The 16,113-nt window shown below is 50.3% G+C and carries 15 protein-coding genes; 7 read left to right on the forward strand and 8 right to left on the reverse strand.

Annotated elements, in window-relative coordinates; genetic code table 11:
• Position 1: 1 nt before the first annotated feature.
• Positions 2 to 1,150 carry a tRNA 2-thiouridine(34) synthase MnmA gene (mnmA, locus tag G9C99_RS00670; RefSeq protein WP_166415532.1) on the reverse strand — a complete coding sequence of 383 codons (1,149 nt, stop codon included), beginning with the start codon at positions 1,148 to 1,150 and terminating at the stop codon, positions 2 to 4.
• Between the two features lie 122 nt (positions 1,151 to 1,272).
• Between mnmA and sciP the strand changes: the two genes are divergently transcribed.
• The 5 genes from sciP (at position 1,273) to G9C99_RS18560 (ending at position 6,899) form a co-directional block, all read left to right on the forward strand.
• Positions 1,273 to 1,551 carry a CtrA inhibitor SciP gene (sciP, locus tag G9C99_RS00675; protein WP_166415533.1) on the forward strand — a complete coding sequence of 93 codons (279 nt, stop codon included), beginning with the start codon at positions 1,273 to 1,275 and terminating at the stop codon, positions 1,549 to 1,551.
• Between the two features lie 93 nt (positions 1,552 to 1,644).
• The gene (ctrA, locus tag G9C99_RS00680; protein ID WP_166415534.1) at positions 1,645 to 2,358 is read left to right on the forward strand and encodes a response regulator transcription factor CtrA; all 714 of its coding nucleotides are present in this window, start codon (positions 1,645 to 1,647) and stop codon (positions 2,356 to 2,358) included.
• A gap of 114 nt (positions 2,359 to 2,472) precedes the next feature.
• A complete protein-coding gene (gene ligA / locus G9C99_RS00685; protein WP_166416268.1) occupies positions 2,473 to 4,584 on the forward strand; it encodes an NAD-dependent DNA ligase LigA in 2,112 nt (703 codons plus the stop codon).
• A complete protein-coding gene (gene recG / locus G9C99_RS00690) occupies positions 4,581 to 6,671 on the forward strand; it encodes an ATP-dependent DNA helicase RecG (protein WP_166415535.1) in 2,091 nt (696 codons plus the stop codon). Before ligA ends, recG begins: the two co-directional genes overlap by 4 nt.
• Before the next feature lie 105 nt (positions 6,672 to 6,776).
• Complete coding sequence (locus tag G9C99_RS18560; RefSeq protein WP_269434807.1) at positions 6,777 to 6,899, forward strand: hypothetical protein; 123 nt, start codon at positions 6,777 to 6,779, stop codon at positions 6,897 to 6,899.
• Positions 6,900 to 7,049: 150 nt separating this feature from the next.
• On the opposite strand, the gene G9C99_RS00695 is transcribed toward G9C99_RS18560, so the two are convergent.
• Entirely contained in the window at positions 7,050 to 7,490 is a 441-nt protein-coding gene (locus G9C99_RS00695; RefSeq protein ID WP_166415536.1) for an iron-sulfur cluster assembly scaffold protein, read from the reverse strand.
• A 67-nt stretch (positions 7,491 to 7,557) separates the two neighbouring features.
• Between G9C99_RS00695 and hisI the strand changes: the two genes are divergently transcribed.
• Complete coding sequence (gene hisI, locus G9C99_RS00700) at positions 7,558 to 7,917, forward strand: phosphoribosyl-AMP cyclohydrolase (protein WP_166415537.1); 360 nt, start codon at positions 7,558 to 7,560, stop codon at positions 7,915 to 7,917.
• Here the strand turns inward: hisI and gluQRS are convergent.
• The 4 genes from gluQRS to gyrA all read right to left on the reverse strand — a co-directional run bounded on the left by gluQRS (position 7,914) and on the right by gyrA (position 13,581).
• Positions 7,914 to 8,777: a tRNA glutamyl-Q(34) synthetase GluQRS gene (gene gluQRS / locus G9C99_RS00705; RefSeq protein ID WP_166415538.1), complete on the reverse strand. Its 864-nt coding sequence runs from the start codon at positions 8,775 to 8,777 to the stop codon at positions 7,914 to 7,916. The genes hisI and gluQRS overlap by 4 nt on opposite strands.
• Positions 8,774 to 9,385, reverse strand: coding sequence for a class I SAM-dependent DNA methyltransferase (locus G9C99_RS00710; RefSeq protein ID WP_166415539.1), 612 nt, complete (start codon positions 9,383 to 9,385; stop codon positions 8,774 to 8,776). Before G9C99_RS00710 ends, gluQRS begins: the two co-directional genes overlap by 4 nt.
• A gap of 19 nt (positions 9,386 to 9,404) precedes the next feature.
• Positions 9,405 to 10,745: a methylenetetrahydrofolate--tRNA-(uracil(54)-C(5))-methyltransferase (FADH(2)-oxidizing) TrmFO gene (gene trmFO / locus G9C99_RS00715; RefSeq protein WP_166415540.1), complete on the reverse strand. Its 1,341-nt coding sequence runs from the start codon at positions 10,743 to 10,745 to the stop codon at positions 9,405 to 9,407.
• An 82-nt stretch (positions 10,746 to 10,827) separates the two neighbouring features.
• Positions 10,828 to 13,581 (reverse strand): DNA gyrase subunit A, encoded by a 2,754-nt coding sequence (gene gyrA / locus G9C99_RS00720; protein ID WP_166415541.1) that lies wholly within the window; start codon positions 13,579 to 13,581, stop codon positions 10,828 to 10,830.
• 193 nt (positions 13,582 to 13,774) lie between these two features.
• Here gyrA and G9C99_RS00725 point away from each other — a divergent pair, with 193 nt between their 5' ends.
• Positions 13,775 to 14,044 carry an usg protein gene (locus G9C99_RS00725; protein WP_166415542.1) on the forward strand — a complete coding sequence of 90 codons (270 nt, stop codon included), beginning with the start codon at positions 13,775 to 13,777 and terminating at the stop codon, positions 14,042 to 14,044.
• A gap of 31 nt (positions 14,045 to 14,075) precedes the next feature.
• Here G9C99_RS00725 and G9C99_RS00730 read toward each other — a convergent pair whose 3' ends face one another.
• Together G9C99_RS00730 and rocF are read right to left on the reverse strand one after the other, a co-directional pair.
• Positions 14,076 to 15,128 carry an ornithine cyclodeaminase gene (locus G9C99_RS00730; protein ID WP_166415543.1) on the reverse strand — a complete coding sequence of 351 codons (1,053 nt, stop codon included), beginning with the start codon at positions 15,126 to 15,128 and terminating at the stop codon, positions 14,076 to 14,078.
• Between the two features lie 11 nt (positions 15,129 to 15,139).
• On the reverse strand, positions 15,140 to 16,066 hold the full coding sequence (gene rocF / locus G9C99_RS00735; protein ID WP_166415544.1) for an arginase: 927 nt from the start codon (positions 16,064 to 16,066) through the stop codon (positions 15,140 to 15,142).
• Between the last annotated feature and the right edge of the window lie 47 nt (positions 16,067 to 16,113).

The raw sequence follows: 16,113 nt of genomic DNA on the forward strand, positions 1-16,113 counted from the left end.
CTTAGTTCCCTTTCCAGATCCATCCACCGCCAAAGATGCGGCTGCTGTCTGGGTCGTAAAACACGCAGGCCTGACCGGGGGAGACGCCTTCTTCTGGGACAACCAATTCGACTTCGGCTTCTGTTGCTGAAATTGGGCGAATGATGGCGTCGCGTGGGGGACGGGTTGAACGTACCTTGACCATCACATGCCATTCTTTGCGGCTGGTAAGGTCTTCATCACCAAGCCAATTGATTTCACGCACAGGAACAACGCGCGTCGCGAGCATTTCTTTTGGCCCAACGATAACATGCTTTGCCTCGACATCCAGTTTCACAACGTAAAGCGGATCTGCCAGACCACCGATACCCAATCCACGGCGTTGTCCGACCGTATAATGCAGCACACCTTTGTGTTGGCCTAAAACATTGCCATCGACATCAACAATATCACCGGGCTCAGCGGCACCTGGGCGCAGCTTTTCGATGATCGCTGCGTAATTGCCATCGGGGACAAAACAGATATCCTGACTGTCGGGTTTATCTGCAACGGGCAGACCGAATTTCGCGGCCAAGGCACGCGTCTCCGCCTTTGACGGCAAATGCCCTAAAGGAAAACGTAGATAATCGAGTTGCTCTTGGGTGGTTGAAAAGAGGAAATAGCTTTGGTCGCGATTGGCGTCCGCCGCTGAATGCAATTCCGCGCCATTCTCACCCATTTTGCGTTGGATATAATGCCCGGTTGCCATGCAGTCCGCCTCGAGATCCTTGGCCGTGGCCAGTAGATCTTTGAACTTCACCCGCTCATTGCAACGAATGCAGGGTACAGGGGTCGCACCTGCAAGATAGCTGTCGGCAAATTCATCGATGACCGCGTCCTTAAAGATGTTCTCATAGTCGAGAACATAATGAGGAAATCCCATTTCTTGGGCGACGCGGCGCGCATCGTGAATATCGCGACCGGCACAGCAAGCACCCTTTTTCGCCAAAGCCGCCCCGTGATCATAAAGTTGGAGCGTAACGCCGACCACATCGTAGCCTTCTTCAGCCAGCTGCGCCGCCACAACAGAGCTATCAACCCCGCCTGACATTGCCACAACAACGCGGGTGTCTGCCGGGCTTTTTGCAAAGCCAAGAGAATTAAGGGGATGTGTTTTTGCGTCGACGGTCATCTGCGTGCTCCTGATATAGATCGGAATATATGAAAATGCGAACTAACAACAAGGGGCGGTTTCATCTTCTCTTAAGCAGCTTTGGGCAGATTCAGTTCAGATGTGAGAATGAGGGAAAAACCATGTTTCTGAAAAAAGTAGAAGGGCCGCGATCCGTAACTTTGCCTGATGGCACTATAATGACGCGCGCAGATTTACCACCACAGAAGACCAGACGCTGGGTCGCAAGCCGCAAAGCCGCCGTGGTAAAAGGAATCGCATATGGGCTGATTTCTGAAAAAGAAGCTGTAGAAAAGTATAATTTATCGTCCGAAGAATTAAACTCTTGGCGCGATGCAATTAGCAATTTTGGGGAAAACGCCTTGAAAACAACGGCATTACAACGGTATAGACAACCTTAAGTTGTTCCTGCTACCCTCCGAGTATAGTAACCGGGAGTTAACCATTTTTCGCCAAAGTTAACACTCGATAGGGGATACTAATGGAGAACAACAATGCGCGTATTGCTGGTTGAGGACGACCCAACAACAGCCAAAAGCATCGAGTTGATGCTGACACATGCGAATCTGAACGTCTATTGCACTGACATGGGCGAAGAAGGCATAGATCTGGCGAAACTATATGATTACGATTTGATCCTTTTAGATCTAAATTTACCTGACATGAATGGGCACGAAGTGCTGCGTCAATTGCGACTCGCACGCATTGATACACCTATTTTGATTTTATCTGGGGCGGATGATCCAGAAAATAAGATCAAAGGATTCGGTTTTGGTGCGGATGACTATCTAACCAAGCCCTTCCATCGGGAAGAATTGGTTGCGCGTATTCATGCGATTATTCGCCGATCCAAAGGGCATTCGCAGTCTGTGATCAAAACAGGCCGTATTTCCGTAAACTTGGATGCGAAAACAGTCGATGTCGAAGGTAAAACCGTTCATTTGACCGGTAAAGAATACCAGATGTTGGAATTGCTGAGCCTTCGCAAAGGCACAACTTTGACCAAAGAAATGTTTTTGAATCACCTATACGGTGGCATGGATGAACCAGAATTGAAAATCATCGATGTGTTTATCTGTAAACTTCGCAAGAAATTGACCGAAGCGACAGATGGCGAAAACTATATCGAAACGGTTTGGGGACGCGGGTATGTTTTACGCGATCCACAGCCTGTTGAACTCGCAGAGCCTATTGCAGTAGGCGCGTAAAATTTTGGTCCCCTAGGGCAGTTTCAGTTCCCTCCTGCTGAAACTGCCTATGGACCTTGTTGATCTAGCCTCATATCACAGAATAAACTGCGCTAAGGAGGGCTGTCTGTGACTATGACACCGATTGATCAATTGTCCGAACAAGAGGCAAAATCCGAGCTGGTTCAGCTCGAAAAGCAGTTGGATGCTGCCAACAGCGCATACCATCAAAATGATGCGCCCGAACTTTCAGATGCAACATATGATGCGCTTAAGCGTCGTAACGCTGACATTGAGGCACGTTTTCCGCACCTAAAATCAGAAGACAGCCCATCCGAAAAGGTCGGGGCTGCACCTGTCGAAGGTTTTGGAAAAATACAACATGCGGTGCGTATGTTATCCTTGTCCAATGCGTTTGATGATGAGGATGTCAAAGATTTTGATAAAAGCATTCGTTCTTTTTTAGGAATGAACGGCCCAGAGCCGCTATCCTACACAGCAGAACCTAAGATTGATGGCCTGTCGTTATCGTTGCGGTACGAAAAGGGCATACTGATCCAGGCTGCAACCCGTGGTGATGGTGCGACGGGGGAAAATGTTACCGCGAATGCGCGGACCATTTCCGATATTCCGCAAATCATAGACAACGCACCAGATGTATTGGAAATTCGTGGCGAAGTTTACATGAGCCATTCGGATTTTGAGGCATTGAATGAGCGACAGACCGAACGTGGCGGAAAAACCTTTTCCAATCCACGGAATGCGGCGGCCGGGTCACTACGCCAACTGGATGAAGAAATTACGCGCGCGCGTCCGCTTTTGTTTTTTGCCTACGCTTGGGGTGAAATTTCGGAGCCGCTCGCAAAATCCCAAACTGAAGCAATCGCACGATTGCAGGGTTTCGGTTTTTCCACAAATCCATTGACCAAAACCTGCGTTGGAACCAATGCAATGGTCGCCCATTATCGAAAGATCGAAGCGCAAAGGTCAACGTTAGGGTATGATATTGATGGCGTTGTTTACAAAGTTGATGACCTTGCATTGCAGGCCAGACTTGGATTTCGCTCGACAACACCGCGTTGGGCGATTGCACATAAATTTCCGGCAGAACTGGCATGGACCCGTTTAGAAGGGATCGACATTCAGGTCGGGCGTACAGGGGCTCTTTCGCCAGTTGCGCGTTTGCATCCCGTTACTGTCGGCGGAGTGGTGGTTTCTAACGCAACCCTTCACAATGAGGATTACATCAAAGGGTTGGATTCCAAAGGTGAAAACATTCGTGACGGCAAAGATATTCGTGTTGGGGATTGGGTGCAGGTCTACCGGGCGGGCGACGTCATTCCGAAAATTGCTGATGTAGATCTGAACAAACGGCCAGAAGAGACTAAACCATTTGTGTTTCCAGATCAGTGCCCGATTTGTAATTCCGATGCCATTCGCGAAGAGGGTGACGCCGTACGTCGTTGTTCAGGCGGGCTGATTTGCGCAGCGCAAGCGGTTGAAAGATTGAAACATTTTGTCGGCCGCTCTGGCTTTGACATCGAAGGGTTGGGTGCAAAGCAGGTCGAACAGTTTTATCAAGATGGTTGGGTCAAAGAGCCTGCAGATATTTTTCTGTTACGGGAAAAATACGGTTCTGGCCTGCAACAGCTTAAGAACCGAGAAGGCTGGGGCGAAAAATCGGCCGATAACCTGTTTCAAGCAATCGACCTAAAGAAAACCATTCCATTGAACCGGCTGATTTTTGCACTGGGTATCAGGCATGTTGGGGAAAATTCGGCAAAATTGTTGGCGCAGAACTATACGACATGGGATGGTTTTGAGGCTGCAATGAAAAACGCCACAGTTGGCAATGGGGCAGCATGGGACGCTTTGATGGCCATTGATGGGGTAGGTGCGGTGTTAGCTGCCTCCGTTGTGCAGGTTTTCCATCAGGATGCCGAAGCCGCATCCATCAAGCGTTTGACTGATTTGTTAACAATCGAAGATGTGGTGCCAACTGCCCCATCTGATAGTCCCGTTGCCGGGAAAATTGTTGTGTTTTCAGGTACGCTTGAAAAAATGTCGCGAGCCGAAGCCAAGGCAACAGCGGAAGCCTTGGGCGCAAAGGTTTCGGGATCCGTATCAGCTAAAACTGATTTATTGGTTGCGGGTCCGGGTGCCGGATCAAAGGCGAAGAAGGCAGCAGATCTTGGCGTGGAAACGATTGATGAGGATGGCTGGCTGTCCCTTATTGGCGCAGAATGACGGGCCGTCCTGAAATACTTTTTCCGCTGTTTGCGGGCTTGGACACGTTAGATGGTGTTGGCCCTAAGACGTCGAAACATTTTGAAGGTATCGCTGTAACAAAACCGCGTGACCTTTTGTTTACATTACCACATTCAGGAATAGATAGGCAGAAAAAAGACAGTATTCGCAATGCGATTGCGCCTTGTGTGATCACCGTCGAAGTAGAAATAACAGCGCATCATCCCGCGCGTGCTAAGGGGCGTCCATATCGCATTTCCGTTGATGATGCGCATGAGAGTTTCCAGTTGGTGTTCTTTCACGCGCGGTCTGATTATCTGGAAAAAACCCTACCGGTTGGGCAACGTCGTGTGGTTTCAGGAAAGCTAGAGGTGTTTGATGGGGTGGCGCAGATGGTGCACCCTGATCACGTGTTGGCTGTTGAAAAAGCAAATGAAATCCCTGCATATGAACCCGTATATCCGCTGACATCGGGGGTGACGCAAAAACTGATGGCAAAGGCGGTTGCGTCAACTTTGTCACGTACGCCTGATTTGTCAGAATGGATGGATAAGGCGCTAAAGACGCGAGAAGATTGGCCAGATTGGCATGACGCGATTAAAGCCGCCCACGCGCCGGAAACCAATGCTGATTTGGGGGCCGACACGCCAGCGCGTCAAAGATTGGCGTATGATGAATTATTTGCGCATCAACTGACTTTGGCGTTGGCGCGCACGGCGACCCGAAAGAAAAAGGGCATTGCAACGATCGGAACAGAACGCTTGCAGGCGCGTGTGCGTGCCGCGCTTCCGTTTTCGCCTACAGGGGCGCAGGAACGCGCAATTGCTGAAATCTCGACGGATATGGCGCAAGAAATACGGATGAACCGTTTGCTTCAGGGGGATGTTGGGTCAGGTAAAACGCTTGTTGCGCTGATGTCGTTGCTGATCACGGTTGAGGCTGGCGGGCAGGGTGTTTTGATGGCGCCGACTGAGATATTGGCGCGTCAACACCTCGAAGGATTACAGCCACTTGCAGAGGAGGCCGGCGTTGTTCTGGAAATCTTAACAGGCCGGGATAAGGGGGCGCAGCGCAAGGCAAAGCTGAAGGCGTTGTCTGAGGGAAATATCCATATTCTGGTGGGAACCCATGCGGTGTTCCAGAAAGACGTGGAGTTTTACGATTTACGCCTGGCTATCATTGATGAACAACATCGTTTTGGTGTGCGCCAGCGCTTGGAACTCGGCGAAAAGGGGCGCGCGGTTGATATTCTTGTCATGACTGCGACCCCAATTCCACGATCATTGGCCCTGGCGCAATACGGGGATATGGATGTTTCTGTTTTGGATGAAAAACCGCCGGGACGCCTGCCTGTGAAAACGGCACTTGTGTCCACCAGCCGTCTTGACGAAGTGGTCGATCATCTGGATCGCGCTATGGCCGAGGGACGGCAGGCCTATTGGGTTTGCCCGCTTGTCGGGGAAAGCGAAGTTGTTGATCTGACGGCTGCAGAAGAGCGCTTTAAACATCTACGCGCCCGGTTTGGTGAAGGAAAAGTTGGACTGGTCCACGGTCAAATGCCGCCTGCCGATAAAGATGCCGCAATGGCCAAATTCGTTTCGGGTGAAACAAAGCTGTTGGTTGCCACAACCGTGATCGAAGTCGGGGTCAATGTACCAAATGCGTCAATTATGGTGATTGAACGTGCCGAAATTTTCGGCCTCGCGCAATTGCATCAGTTGCGTGGACGTGTCGGGCGGGGCGCGGCGGAATCCACATGTTTGATGATGTATCAGGCGCCGTTGTCTGAGACTGCACAAAAACGGTTAAAAACCCTGCGTGACACCGAAGATGGGTTTGTGATTTCAGAGGTTGATCTGGAAATGCGCGGTGCAGGTGATGTGATCGGTACTGCGCAGTCAGGTTTGCCAAAATTCCGTATTGCTGATCTTGAACGCAATGCTGGGTTGATGGCGCTGGCCCAACAAGACGCGCGTGTTTTACTTGCTGATGATCCAAAGCTGGAAACAGAACGGGGCATCGCCGCGCGTGTTCTTCTTTGGTTAATGGAACAAGAAAAATCAATTCGTTTAATTTCAGTGGGTTAAGTATTTTTGTTCTCATAAGTTCACAAATGTTCTTAAAAAGTTCTTTACAGAACGTTGGGAATTTGAGAACAAATAGGCAACAAACATGAGAGTAGGAGCCAACACATGCTGAAAGATGTTAAAACCGTTGCCGCCCGTTCCGCTGGAACACTGGTACAGGATGCTGTTGGTCTCTGCGCTTTGATTGTTATGCTCGTAGCGGGCCTTTACCTACCGGGGTCGCTTTGAACACTGCCTGCGTCTATCCGCGGTTGATCGCATTCATTCCCTAAACCATGCGTTGGCGATATTGCCTCTTTCGCCACGGGCCTCGCCCGAAAACCCGATACACAGACGTTACTTTGCCGCCGCTTTCCCTCAAGGATCGCGGCGGTTTTTTTATTGATTTTCTATTTGTTCAGTCGCTTCTAAAGAGGCCTCGAGCGCGAGTAAAATCGATGCATGACGATTTTTGAATTCTCGGGCGGGTTCTAAGACCTTCAGGCCATCAAATGGGGTGCTTGGGGCAGGGCCATCTGATTTCAACATATCGCGTAATTGGTCACGTGCGGTTTTTATCTGCGCCGCAGATGTACCGACAATATTTGCCCCGACCACTGATGCCGCAGCCTGCCCAAGCGCGCAAGCTTTGACATCCTGCGCAAATGCGCTGACATGGCCATCACTCAAATTCAGATCAACCGTCACGGTGGATCCACACAAAGGCGCACGTTTTTTTACACTTGCCTGAGGTGTCTCTAAACGTTCCGTCATTGGTATATCTGCTGCAAGCGCCAAAATACGGGTGGAATAAAGGTTCATGAGGTCGCTGTCGGCCATAAGCGCTTTCCCTTCAGAATGCTTCGCTTTAGATAGGGGAGAGTTTCCCCCAGTGAAAGCCCTGAATATGTCTTTTGATCCCGCACAGCTGAAATTTGATAACAATGGGTTGATCCCTGCGATCGCTCAGGACAACGAAACAGGCGAAGTGTTGATGATGGCGTGGATGAATGCTGAGTCGATTCAAAAAACGCTTGAAACCAGACGCGTCACCTATTGGTCGCGCTCGCGACAAAGCTTTTGGATCAAAGGTGAAACATCAGGACATACGCAGGAGCTTGTTGATTTTCGGTTTGATTGCGACAAAGACTGCATTTTGGTGATGATCAATCAGGTTGGCCCTGCCTGTCACACCAATCGTCGCAGTTGTTTTTACACAGCCGTAAGAGACGGAGCTGAGGTCGAATTAAGCAAACCGATGCACTAAAGGCCAACCATCCGCCTGATATCATCTGGGCTCGCGCCTTCGTCCCGAAAAAGTCGGATCGCGCGGGCGTCATCCCGTTTTGCAAGCCTTTTGCCCTCTGCGTCACGGATCAATTGATGATGGTGATAAGTCGGGGTTGGAAGGTCAAGAAAGTGTTGCAAAACAACGTGGATACGCGTCGCATCAAATAAATCCTGACCTCGAACGACATGAGTAATATCCTGTGCTGCGTCGTCCAGAACCACGGATAAATGGTAAGACGTTCCCATATCACGCCGCGCAACCACAATATCCCCGAGGCCAGAGCGCGCATACTCTCCATCAAAGCATATAAAACCTGTTTCTCGGTTCGGCCCAGCCCCGGTTTCCTCGAATGAAAACTGATTATTGGCAGGGATTACTACGCTATCCATGTTCAACCTTAGCGCCATTGTACGCGGACGTTCATTTGGCTGAGGCTTCACAGAGCATGTGCGTGGATAGATAATGCCATCGGGGCCTATTGGTTGCTCTACGCCTTCCTGCGGAGCCGACATGGCGGCTTGGATATCCTTACGATTGCAGCTGCATCCATACAGGATGCCTTTGCCCCAAAGCTGCTCAAGCGCTGCTTCATAAGATTCCAATTCATCCGATTGACGCCGAATATCCGCGTCCCAACCTAGCCCCAACCATTTTAGGTCGTCATAAATCTGAGCTTCCCACTCTGGGCGGGCGCGACTTTGATCTATGTCTTCTATCCTGAGGATGAAATCCCCATGACAGGCGCGCGCCATGTCATGGGCAAGTATCGCGGAATAGGCATGCCCAAGGTGTAATGGTCCAGTCGGAGATGGGGCAAATCGTGTGCGAAATGTCAATTTTTTTCAATCACATAAACCATGGACTTCATGTCAATACCGGGTAGGTGGTCACCGTATTCACGTACTAAAAGACTCGCAAATCCGCAATCGGTATATTCCATTACTTTCGCTTCAAAAATAGGATCAGCTAGAGCATGGTCATTGAAGGAAAACGCCAGTTTCCCTTTAGGTGCCAACGCGTTCATGAGTGTGTCAAAAACCTCAATTGGAGCGGCGCCAACGCCTATAACACCGCAGGCCGTAATCGCGTCGTAGGTTCCCGTTTCAAAATCCAGCGGGGCGTCTGCCTGTACCCGCCATAGGTCTTTGTAAATCCCTTTGGCTTGAGCCCCCTTAAGCATTTCATCCGATAAATCCGCGCCGTCAATATTAGTGAGCCCAACGCTGCGCAGCGCCATTCCGCACAATCCAGTGCCACAACCAAAATCCAGTATTCGAGTGTCTGGCGCGACATGTTGGGCGATCGCGGTGGCGAGTCGAAGCGGTGTAGCATAGCCATTCTCACCAACTTCATCTTCGTAACTTTTGGACCATGCATCATAAAGTGCTTTGGTATCTTCAGCGGTTTCCAGCGCGTAGGCTTTGTCTAAAAAATTTTCTACCATGGACAAAGCATAGTAATAATTACTGGGGGCCGTCCAGCCATTGCTGCCAGTTTTCTTTGGCGCGATCCGTATAAATCTTATAGCGAACTTTGCGGTTTTTACGGCCCGTTTTGGCATCCACCGGGGGAAATAGGCCAAAGTTCACGTTCATGGGCTGGAATGTTTTTGCCTCCGCACCACCTGTGATGTGATGGACCAAACAGCCCATGGCCGTGACTTGTGGTGGTGTTTCGATTGGCTGCCCTAGAATATCGGCTGCCGCAAAACGACCTGCCAAGAGACCCATCGCCGCGGATTCAACATAGCCTTCGACACCTGTGATTTGCCCAGCGAAACGGATGCTGGGGCGCGATTTCAGGCGCATCTGATCATCCAGTAAAGTGGGTGAATTCAAAAACGTATTGCGATGAATCCCGCCCAAACGTGCGAAGGACGCATTTTCCAGCCCTGGGATCATCGTAAGCACATCAGTTTGTGCACCGTATTTCATTTTTGTCTGAAATCCCACGATGTTATAAAGCGTTCCTAATGCATTGTCGCGACGCAGCTGAACAACAGCATACGCTTTGTTTTCAGGGTCGTGGGCATTTGTGAGGCCGACTGGTTTCATCGGGCCAAACCGCAACGTTTCGCGTCCGCGTTCAGCCATAACCTCAATCGGAAGGCAGCCGTCAAAATACTTGGCGGTTTCGCCTTCGTGAAATTCGGTTTTGTCCGCCTCTAATAACGCATCAATGAACGCCTCGTATTGCTCTTTATTCATCGGGCAGTTGAGGTAGGCTTTTTGCTCTTCTTCGGTTTCGCCTTTATCGTACCGCGATTGCATCCACGCTTTGCTCATGTCGATGCTGTCCGCATAAACGATAGGCGCAATTGCATCAAAAAACGCAAGGCTGTCAGCGCCGGTTTCTTTGGCAATGCTTTCCCCAAGCGCGGTTGATGTCAACGGACCAGTGGCAATGATCCAATGTCCTTCGGTTGGTAGTTCGGTGATTTCTCCGTACTCAACCGTGATATTTGGATGTGCGTTGATCACTTCGGTCACAGAGGCCGCAAAGGCTTCGCGATCCACGGCCAATGCGCCACCCGCCGGAAGGCGGTGTTTTTGGGCCATCCGCATAATTAAACCATTCGCTGCCCGCATTTCCCAATGCAAAAGGCCAACGGCGTTTTGTTCATCATCATCAGAACGAAAAGAATTCGAACATACCATTTCAGCAAAATCGCCACCCTGATGGGCGAAGGTTTCGACCTGTGGCCGCATTTCGTGCAAGATAACTTTTACACCAGCCTCCGCTGCCTGAAATGCTGCCTCAGAGCCCGCAAGCCCACCACCAATGATATGTAATGTGTTTTCCATGTGGGGGATGTAGCGCCGTTGTATCAAAAAGAAAAGCCACCCCGGGATGGGATGGCCTTTTATTCTAACGCGTATGCTGAGATCAGCTTTGCTCAGTTACAGTTTCTTCAACTGTTTCGGCGTCTTCCACTTCATCTTCGTCACGTTCAGCAATCCATGCAACCGAAACAACGGTTTCATTGCGGCCCGTATCAAACACTTTGACACCACCGGCAGAGCGAGAACGGAACGAAATGCCGTTCACCGGGCAACGGATGGACTGCCCTTTGGAGGTCGCCAACATGATCTGATCACCGAGTTCAACCGGGAAGCAGGCCACGATAGCGCCGCCTTTCATCGCGGCGACACCTTGACCACCACGCCCGCTGACACGGTAATCATGGCTAGATGTTAGGTTACCTGCGCCACCTTCGTTCAATGTCACCAAGAGGTTATTCGCCTCTAACATTTCCTGATAACGAGATTCGTCCAATGCACCTTCGATGTCGTCGGCACCTTCGTCATCGGCGACGTCATTGCCAAACTCACTGCGGAAACGCTTGATAAAGGCGCCGCGTTCATCCGGTGTGGCGTCAAAGTGGCGAACAACAGACATTGACACAACTTCATCATCGCCAGACAATTTCACGCCACGCACCCCAACAGAGGAACGAGAGTTAAACACCCGGACATCAGTGGTCGGGAAACGAATGGCGCGACCGGATTTGGTAACCAGCATCACATCATCATCATCCGAGCAAATGCGCGCATTGATCAGGCGCGTTTCAGCATGATCTTCTTCAAATTTCATCGCAATTTTACCGTTGCGCATGACATTGGTGAAATCAGACAATTTGTTCCGACGTACGGTCCCGGCAGAGGTTGCGAAGACGATTTGTAGGTTGGCCCATTCGGTATCTGGAACATCAACCGGCATAATGGCCGCAATGGAAACACCTGTCGGGATCGGCAGAATGTTTACAATCGCCTTACCTTTGGCAGTGCGGCCACCTTGGGGCAGACGCCAAGTTTTCAGTTTATAAACCATGCCATCTGTGGTGAAGAACAACAGCTGTGTATGGGTGTTCGCCACAAACAGGTTGGTAACAACATCCTCTTCTTTGGTTTGCATCCCCGATAGACCCTTGCCGCCGCGTTTTTGGGCGCGGAAATCAGCAAGAGGCGTGCGTTTGATGTACCCACCAGAGGTCACGGTCACGACCATGTCTTCTTTTTCGATCAGGTCTTCGTCGTCCATATCACCGGACCAATCGACAATCGTGGTGCGGCGCGGAACAGCGAATTTTTCGCGAACTTCGCGTAGTTCATCACCGATAATACCCATGATACGTTCACGCGACCGCAGAATATCCAGATATTCCCGAATGTTAGCGGCAAGAACTTGCAGTTCATCTGTGACTTCTTTAACGCCCATCGCAGTAAGGCGTTGAAGACGTAGTTCCAGAATGGCACGGGCCTGTGTTTCGGACAGGTTATAAGTGCCATCGTCATTCATCTTATGGGTCGGATCATCGATCAACTGAATATATTCAGCGATATCCTGTGCGGGCCATCTGCGTGTCATCAGTTTATGGCGGGCTTCAGCCGGATCAGCGGAAGAGCGAATAGTTGCGACGATTTCATCCACGTTGGATACAGCAACCGCCAAACCACATAGGATGTGGCTGCGTTCACGCGCTTTGCGCAATTCAAACGCTGTGCGGCGTGCAACTACTTCTTCGCGGAAATCGATGAACGACGTTAAGAAACGGCGAAGGGTCAGTTGCTCAGGACGGCCACCATTCAGGGCCAACATGTTACAGCCGAAGTACGTCTGAGCCGGGGAAAAGCGGAAGAGCTGGTTCAACACGACTTCTGGGGTTGCGTCACGCTTTAGTTCAACAACAACGCGCACACCGTTTCTATCCGATTCATCCTGAACATGCGCGACACCTTCGATCTTTTTATCGCGGACTTGTTCAGCGATTTTTTCGATCATCGAGGCCTTGTTCACTTGATATGGGATTTCATCCATAACAATGGCATAGCGGTCTTTCCTAATCTCTTCGACGCGTGTTTTTGCACGAATAACAACAGAGCCGCGTCCTTCTAGGTAGGCTTTGCGCGCGCCAGAGCGACCCAACATGATCCCACCCGTTGGGAAATCAGGGCCAGGGACATAATCGATCAATTGCTCAGACGTCAGATCAGGGTCATCAATCAACGCGAGCGTCGCATCGATAACTTCACCGAGGTTGTGTGGCGGAATATTGGTCGCCATACCAACCGCAATACCACCAGCACCATTGACCAGCATATTCGGGAAACGGGAGGGCAGAACCGTCGGTTCACGGTCTTTGCCGTCGTAGTTGTCTTGGAAATCGACTGTGTCTTTATCGATGTCGGCCAAAACGAATGCGGCAGGTTTGTCCATGCGGACTTCGGTATAACGCATCGCAGCGGCGTTATCGCCGTCCATAGAACCAAAGTTCCCCTGACCATCAAGCAATGGCAAAGACATCGAGAAATCCTGCGCCATGCGCACCAATGCGTCATAGATCGCGGAATCGCCGTGCGGGTGATATTTACCCATAACATCGCCAACAGGACGCGCGGATTTACGGTAGGATTTATCGTGAGTATTCCCGGTTTCATGCATCGCATAAAGAATACGGCGGTGAACCGGTTTTAATCCATCACGTAGATCAGGAATCGCACGGCTCACGATCACGCTCATTGCGTAATCGAGATAAGAGGTGCGCATTTCATCTGTTATAGAAACCACAGGTCCATCATATGTGGATTGCGCTGTGGGGTTTTCATCATTTGTTTCAGGCGTTTCTGGGGTGTCGTTCACGTTATTGTCCGCTCTGATCTTTTGGTTCTACATTTAGTTCCCCTACTTATACAGGAGGGCATATGAAGTGTGCAATGCTTATCCTTAAAGTGGCAGAAATGCGCGTTCACGCTACGCTAACATACTGTTTACACGAAAGATTAACATGACCTGTGCTATACTGTTAACCAGAAGCAGTGAAAGAGGTCAAAAGATGGAACATTCTGAAACCGAACTGGTGCTTAAAGGATATGGGTTAACCACGGCTGAAATGTATTATCACATGCCGGATTATCCCCATGTTTTAAATAGCTTTATCTGGCAGGAATATGATCTGGCACCGGATCATGAAAAGTTGTTTGAATTTATAGAATTTTGGCATGATGAAATTGAAGGGCTGCTGCATTCGGTGCGGTTTACCCATCGCAAATTGATCCGGCCTGGCGAATGGCGCAATGTGGTCGGGGAATTCATAGTCCATTAAAAAAGGCGCCCCTTGGGCGCCTTTTCGAACGTTATGATTTGGCGCGTTGGACCATGCCAAACAAATCGCGGGGATCATCAGGATCCGCGAGCATATCAAGCTGCTGGAACAGGCCCGTTTCATGCAGTTTATCGCGAACATACCGCAGGGCGGAAAAGTCTTCGGTTGCAAAGCCAACGCCATCAAATAGCGTGATCTGACTGTCGCTGGTCCGCCCCTTGGCTGTGCCGTTTATGACTTGCCACATCTCAGTTACGGCGAAATCTTCGGGCATTTGTTGAATTTCACCCTCAATGCGTGTCTGAGGCGGAAATTCTACAAACACATCCGAACGCAGCAAAATATCTTTGTGCAATTCGGTTTTGCCAGGGCAATCGCCGCCAATCGCGTTAATGTGGACACCAGCCCCAACCATATTGTCCGAGAGGATCGTCGCGCATTGTTTGTCGGCGGTGCAGGTGGTTATGATTTGCGCGCCTTGAATGGCTTCTTCTGGAGTGGCACAGGCCGTTAGGGTGAAACCCCAACCTTGCAAATTGCGCATCGCCTTTTCGGTGGCATTACTGTCTATATCATAGAGACGCAGGTGATCGACCCCGTTCAATGCCTTCATCGCCAGTGCCTGAAATTCAGATTGCGCGCCATTGCCAATCATCGCCATTGTGCGTGCGCCCTTCGGGGCCAAATGCTTTGCTACCATGGCAGAGGTCGCAGCAGTACGCAGCGCGGTCAGAATGGTCATTTCTGACAGCAAAACAGGATAACCAGTGTAAACATCGGCAAGCAGGCCAAACGCAGTAACGGTTTGCAAACCTTCTTTGGTGTTTTTTGGGTGACCGTTGACGTATTTAAAACCGTAAACTTCGCCGTCTGAGGTCGGCATGAGTTCGATCACGCCTTCCTTTGAGTGTGACGCAACGCGGGGCGTTTTATCAAACAGTTCCCAGCGATGAAAATCGGCTTCAACGTATTCTGCGATACCGCGCAACATCGTTTCTATGCCGATGTGATGCACGAGTTGCATCATGTGATCAACGCTGACAAAAGGCACATAGGCCAGATCTGAAGGGGTCGGGGCGCTCATGTGGAACTCCTTTAAAAAGTGCGGGTAGGGCGTTCAAACACGCGACGCCCAAGCAATGATGCTGTTAGGTCAACCATAAGGCTGGCAGTGCGACCGCGTTCATCTAAAAATGGATTTAGCTCAACCAAATCAAGCGAAGTGACAAGGTTGCTATCGTGCAAAATCTCCATCACCAGATGAGCTTCGCGGAAGGTCGCGCCACCGGGAACTGTCGTACCAACGGCAGGCGCGATTTCAGGATCCAGAAAATCAACATCGAGCGAAACGTGCAGTTGACCGTTTGCCTTCGCAACCTTCTCAAGAAACAACCTCAACGGTTTTGCAATGCCATGTTCATCAATCGCGCGCATGTCGTAAGCATGCATTTCGCTTTTGTTCAAAGCTTCGTTTTCTTCGGCATCAACGGAACGCAGGCCAATCAAGCACACGTTTTCTTCGGGGACTGTTGCAGGTAATTCAGGGAAGTTATCAAATCCAGAACGTCCAGTCAGATAACCCAAAGGCGTGCCGTGTAAGTGGCCTGAACCGCTGGTCAGCGGAGTATGATAGTCTGTGTGTGCATCCAACCATAAAACAAATTGAGGGCGGTTGATTTTACGAGCGTGTGCAGCAACCCCAGCAACAGAACCAAGCGAAAGCGAATGATCACCACCCAAGAAGATAGGGAAACCTTCGCCAACGGCTTTTTCGCCCGCGTCACAAAGCGCTTTGGTCCAGCCTATCGTTTCGCTGAGAGCATGGACGCGGTCATTTGGCGCCTTAATTTCACCCATTTCAACAGGCTGGACATTTCCAAGATCTTCGACCGTATGCCCTAGTTCCGCAATCATTTCGGCAATGCCTGCGGTGCGATAGGCATCCGGCCCCATCAGACAGCCTTGGCGGCGTTTTCCGCTATCGACTGGGGCACCTATTAATAGGCAGTTTTGAGGTGTCATGGGGGCTCCGTTTAATATTCAACTCTATTATTTATGCAAATCGGATT

Origin of the sequence: Cochlodiniinecator piscidefendens (genome assembly GCF_011326755.1) — a bacterium.
GTDB lineage: Bacteria > Pseudomonadota > Alphaproteobacteria > Rhodobacterales > Rhodobacteraceae > Cochlodiniinecator > Cochlodiniinecator piscidefendens.

What these genes read in the sequence shown, in the direction of transcription:
- mnmA (WP_166415532.1), bottom strand. Translation starts at nt 1,150, where the DNA reads ATGACCGTCGACGCAAAAACACATCCCCTTAATTCTCTTGGCTTTGCA.
- sciP (WP_166415533.1), top strand. Translation starts at nt 1,273, where the DNA reads ATGTTTCTGAAAAAAGTAGAAGGGCCGCGATCCGTAACTTTGCCTGAT.
- ctrA (WP_166415534.1), top strand. Translation starts at nt 1,645, where the DNA reads ATGCGCGTATTGCTGGTTGAGGACGACCCAACAACAGCCAAAAGCATC.
- ligA (WP_166416268.1), top strand. Translation starts at nt 2,473, where the DNA reads ATGACACCGATTGATCAATTGTCCGAACAAGAGGCAAAATCCGAGCTG.
- recG (WP_166415535.1), top strand. Translation starts at nt 4,581, where the DNA reads ATGACGGGCCGTCCTGAAATACTTTTTCCGCTGTTTGCGGGCTTGGAC.
- G9C99_RS18560 (WP_269434807.1), top strand. Translation starts at nt 6,777, where the DNA reads ATGCTGAAAGATGTTAAAACCGTTGCCGCCCGTTCCGCTGGAACACTG.
- G9C99_RS00695 (WP_166415536.1), bottom strand. Translation starts at nt 7,490, where the DNA reads ATGGCCGACAGCGACCTCATGAACCTTTATTCCACCCGTATTTTGGCG.
- hisI (WP_166415537.1), top strand. Translation starts at nt 7,558, where the DNA reads ATGTCTTTTGATCCCGCACAGCTGAAATTTGATAACAATGGGTTGATC.
- G9C99_RS00710 (WP_166415539.1), bottom strand. Translation starts at nt 9,385, where the DNA reads ATGGTAGAAAATTTTTTAGACAAAGCCTACGCGCTGGAAACCGCTGAA.
- trmFO (WP_166415540.1), bottom strand. Translation starts at nt 10,745, where the DNA reads ATGGAAAACACATTACATATCATTGGTGGTGGGCTTGCGGGCTCTGAG.
- G9C99_RS00725 (WP_166415542.1), top strand. Translation starts at nt 13,775, where the DNA reads ATGGAACATTCTGAAACCGAACTGGTGCTTAAAGGATATGGGTTAACC.
- G9C99_RS00730 (WP_166415543.1), bottom strand. Translation starts at nt 15,128, where the DNA reads ATGAGCGCCCCGACCCCTTCAGATCTGGCCTATGTGCCTTTTGTCAGC.
- rocF (WP_166415544.1), bottom strand. Translation starts at nt 16,066, where the DNA reads ATGACACCTCAAAACTGCCTATTAATAGGTGCCCCAGTCGATAGCGGA.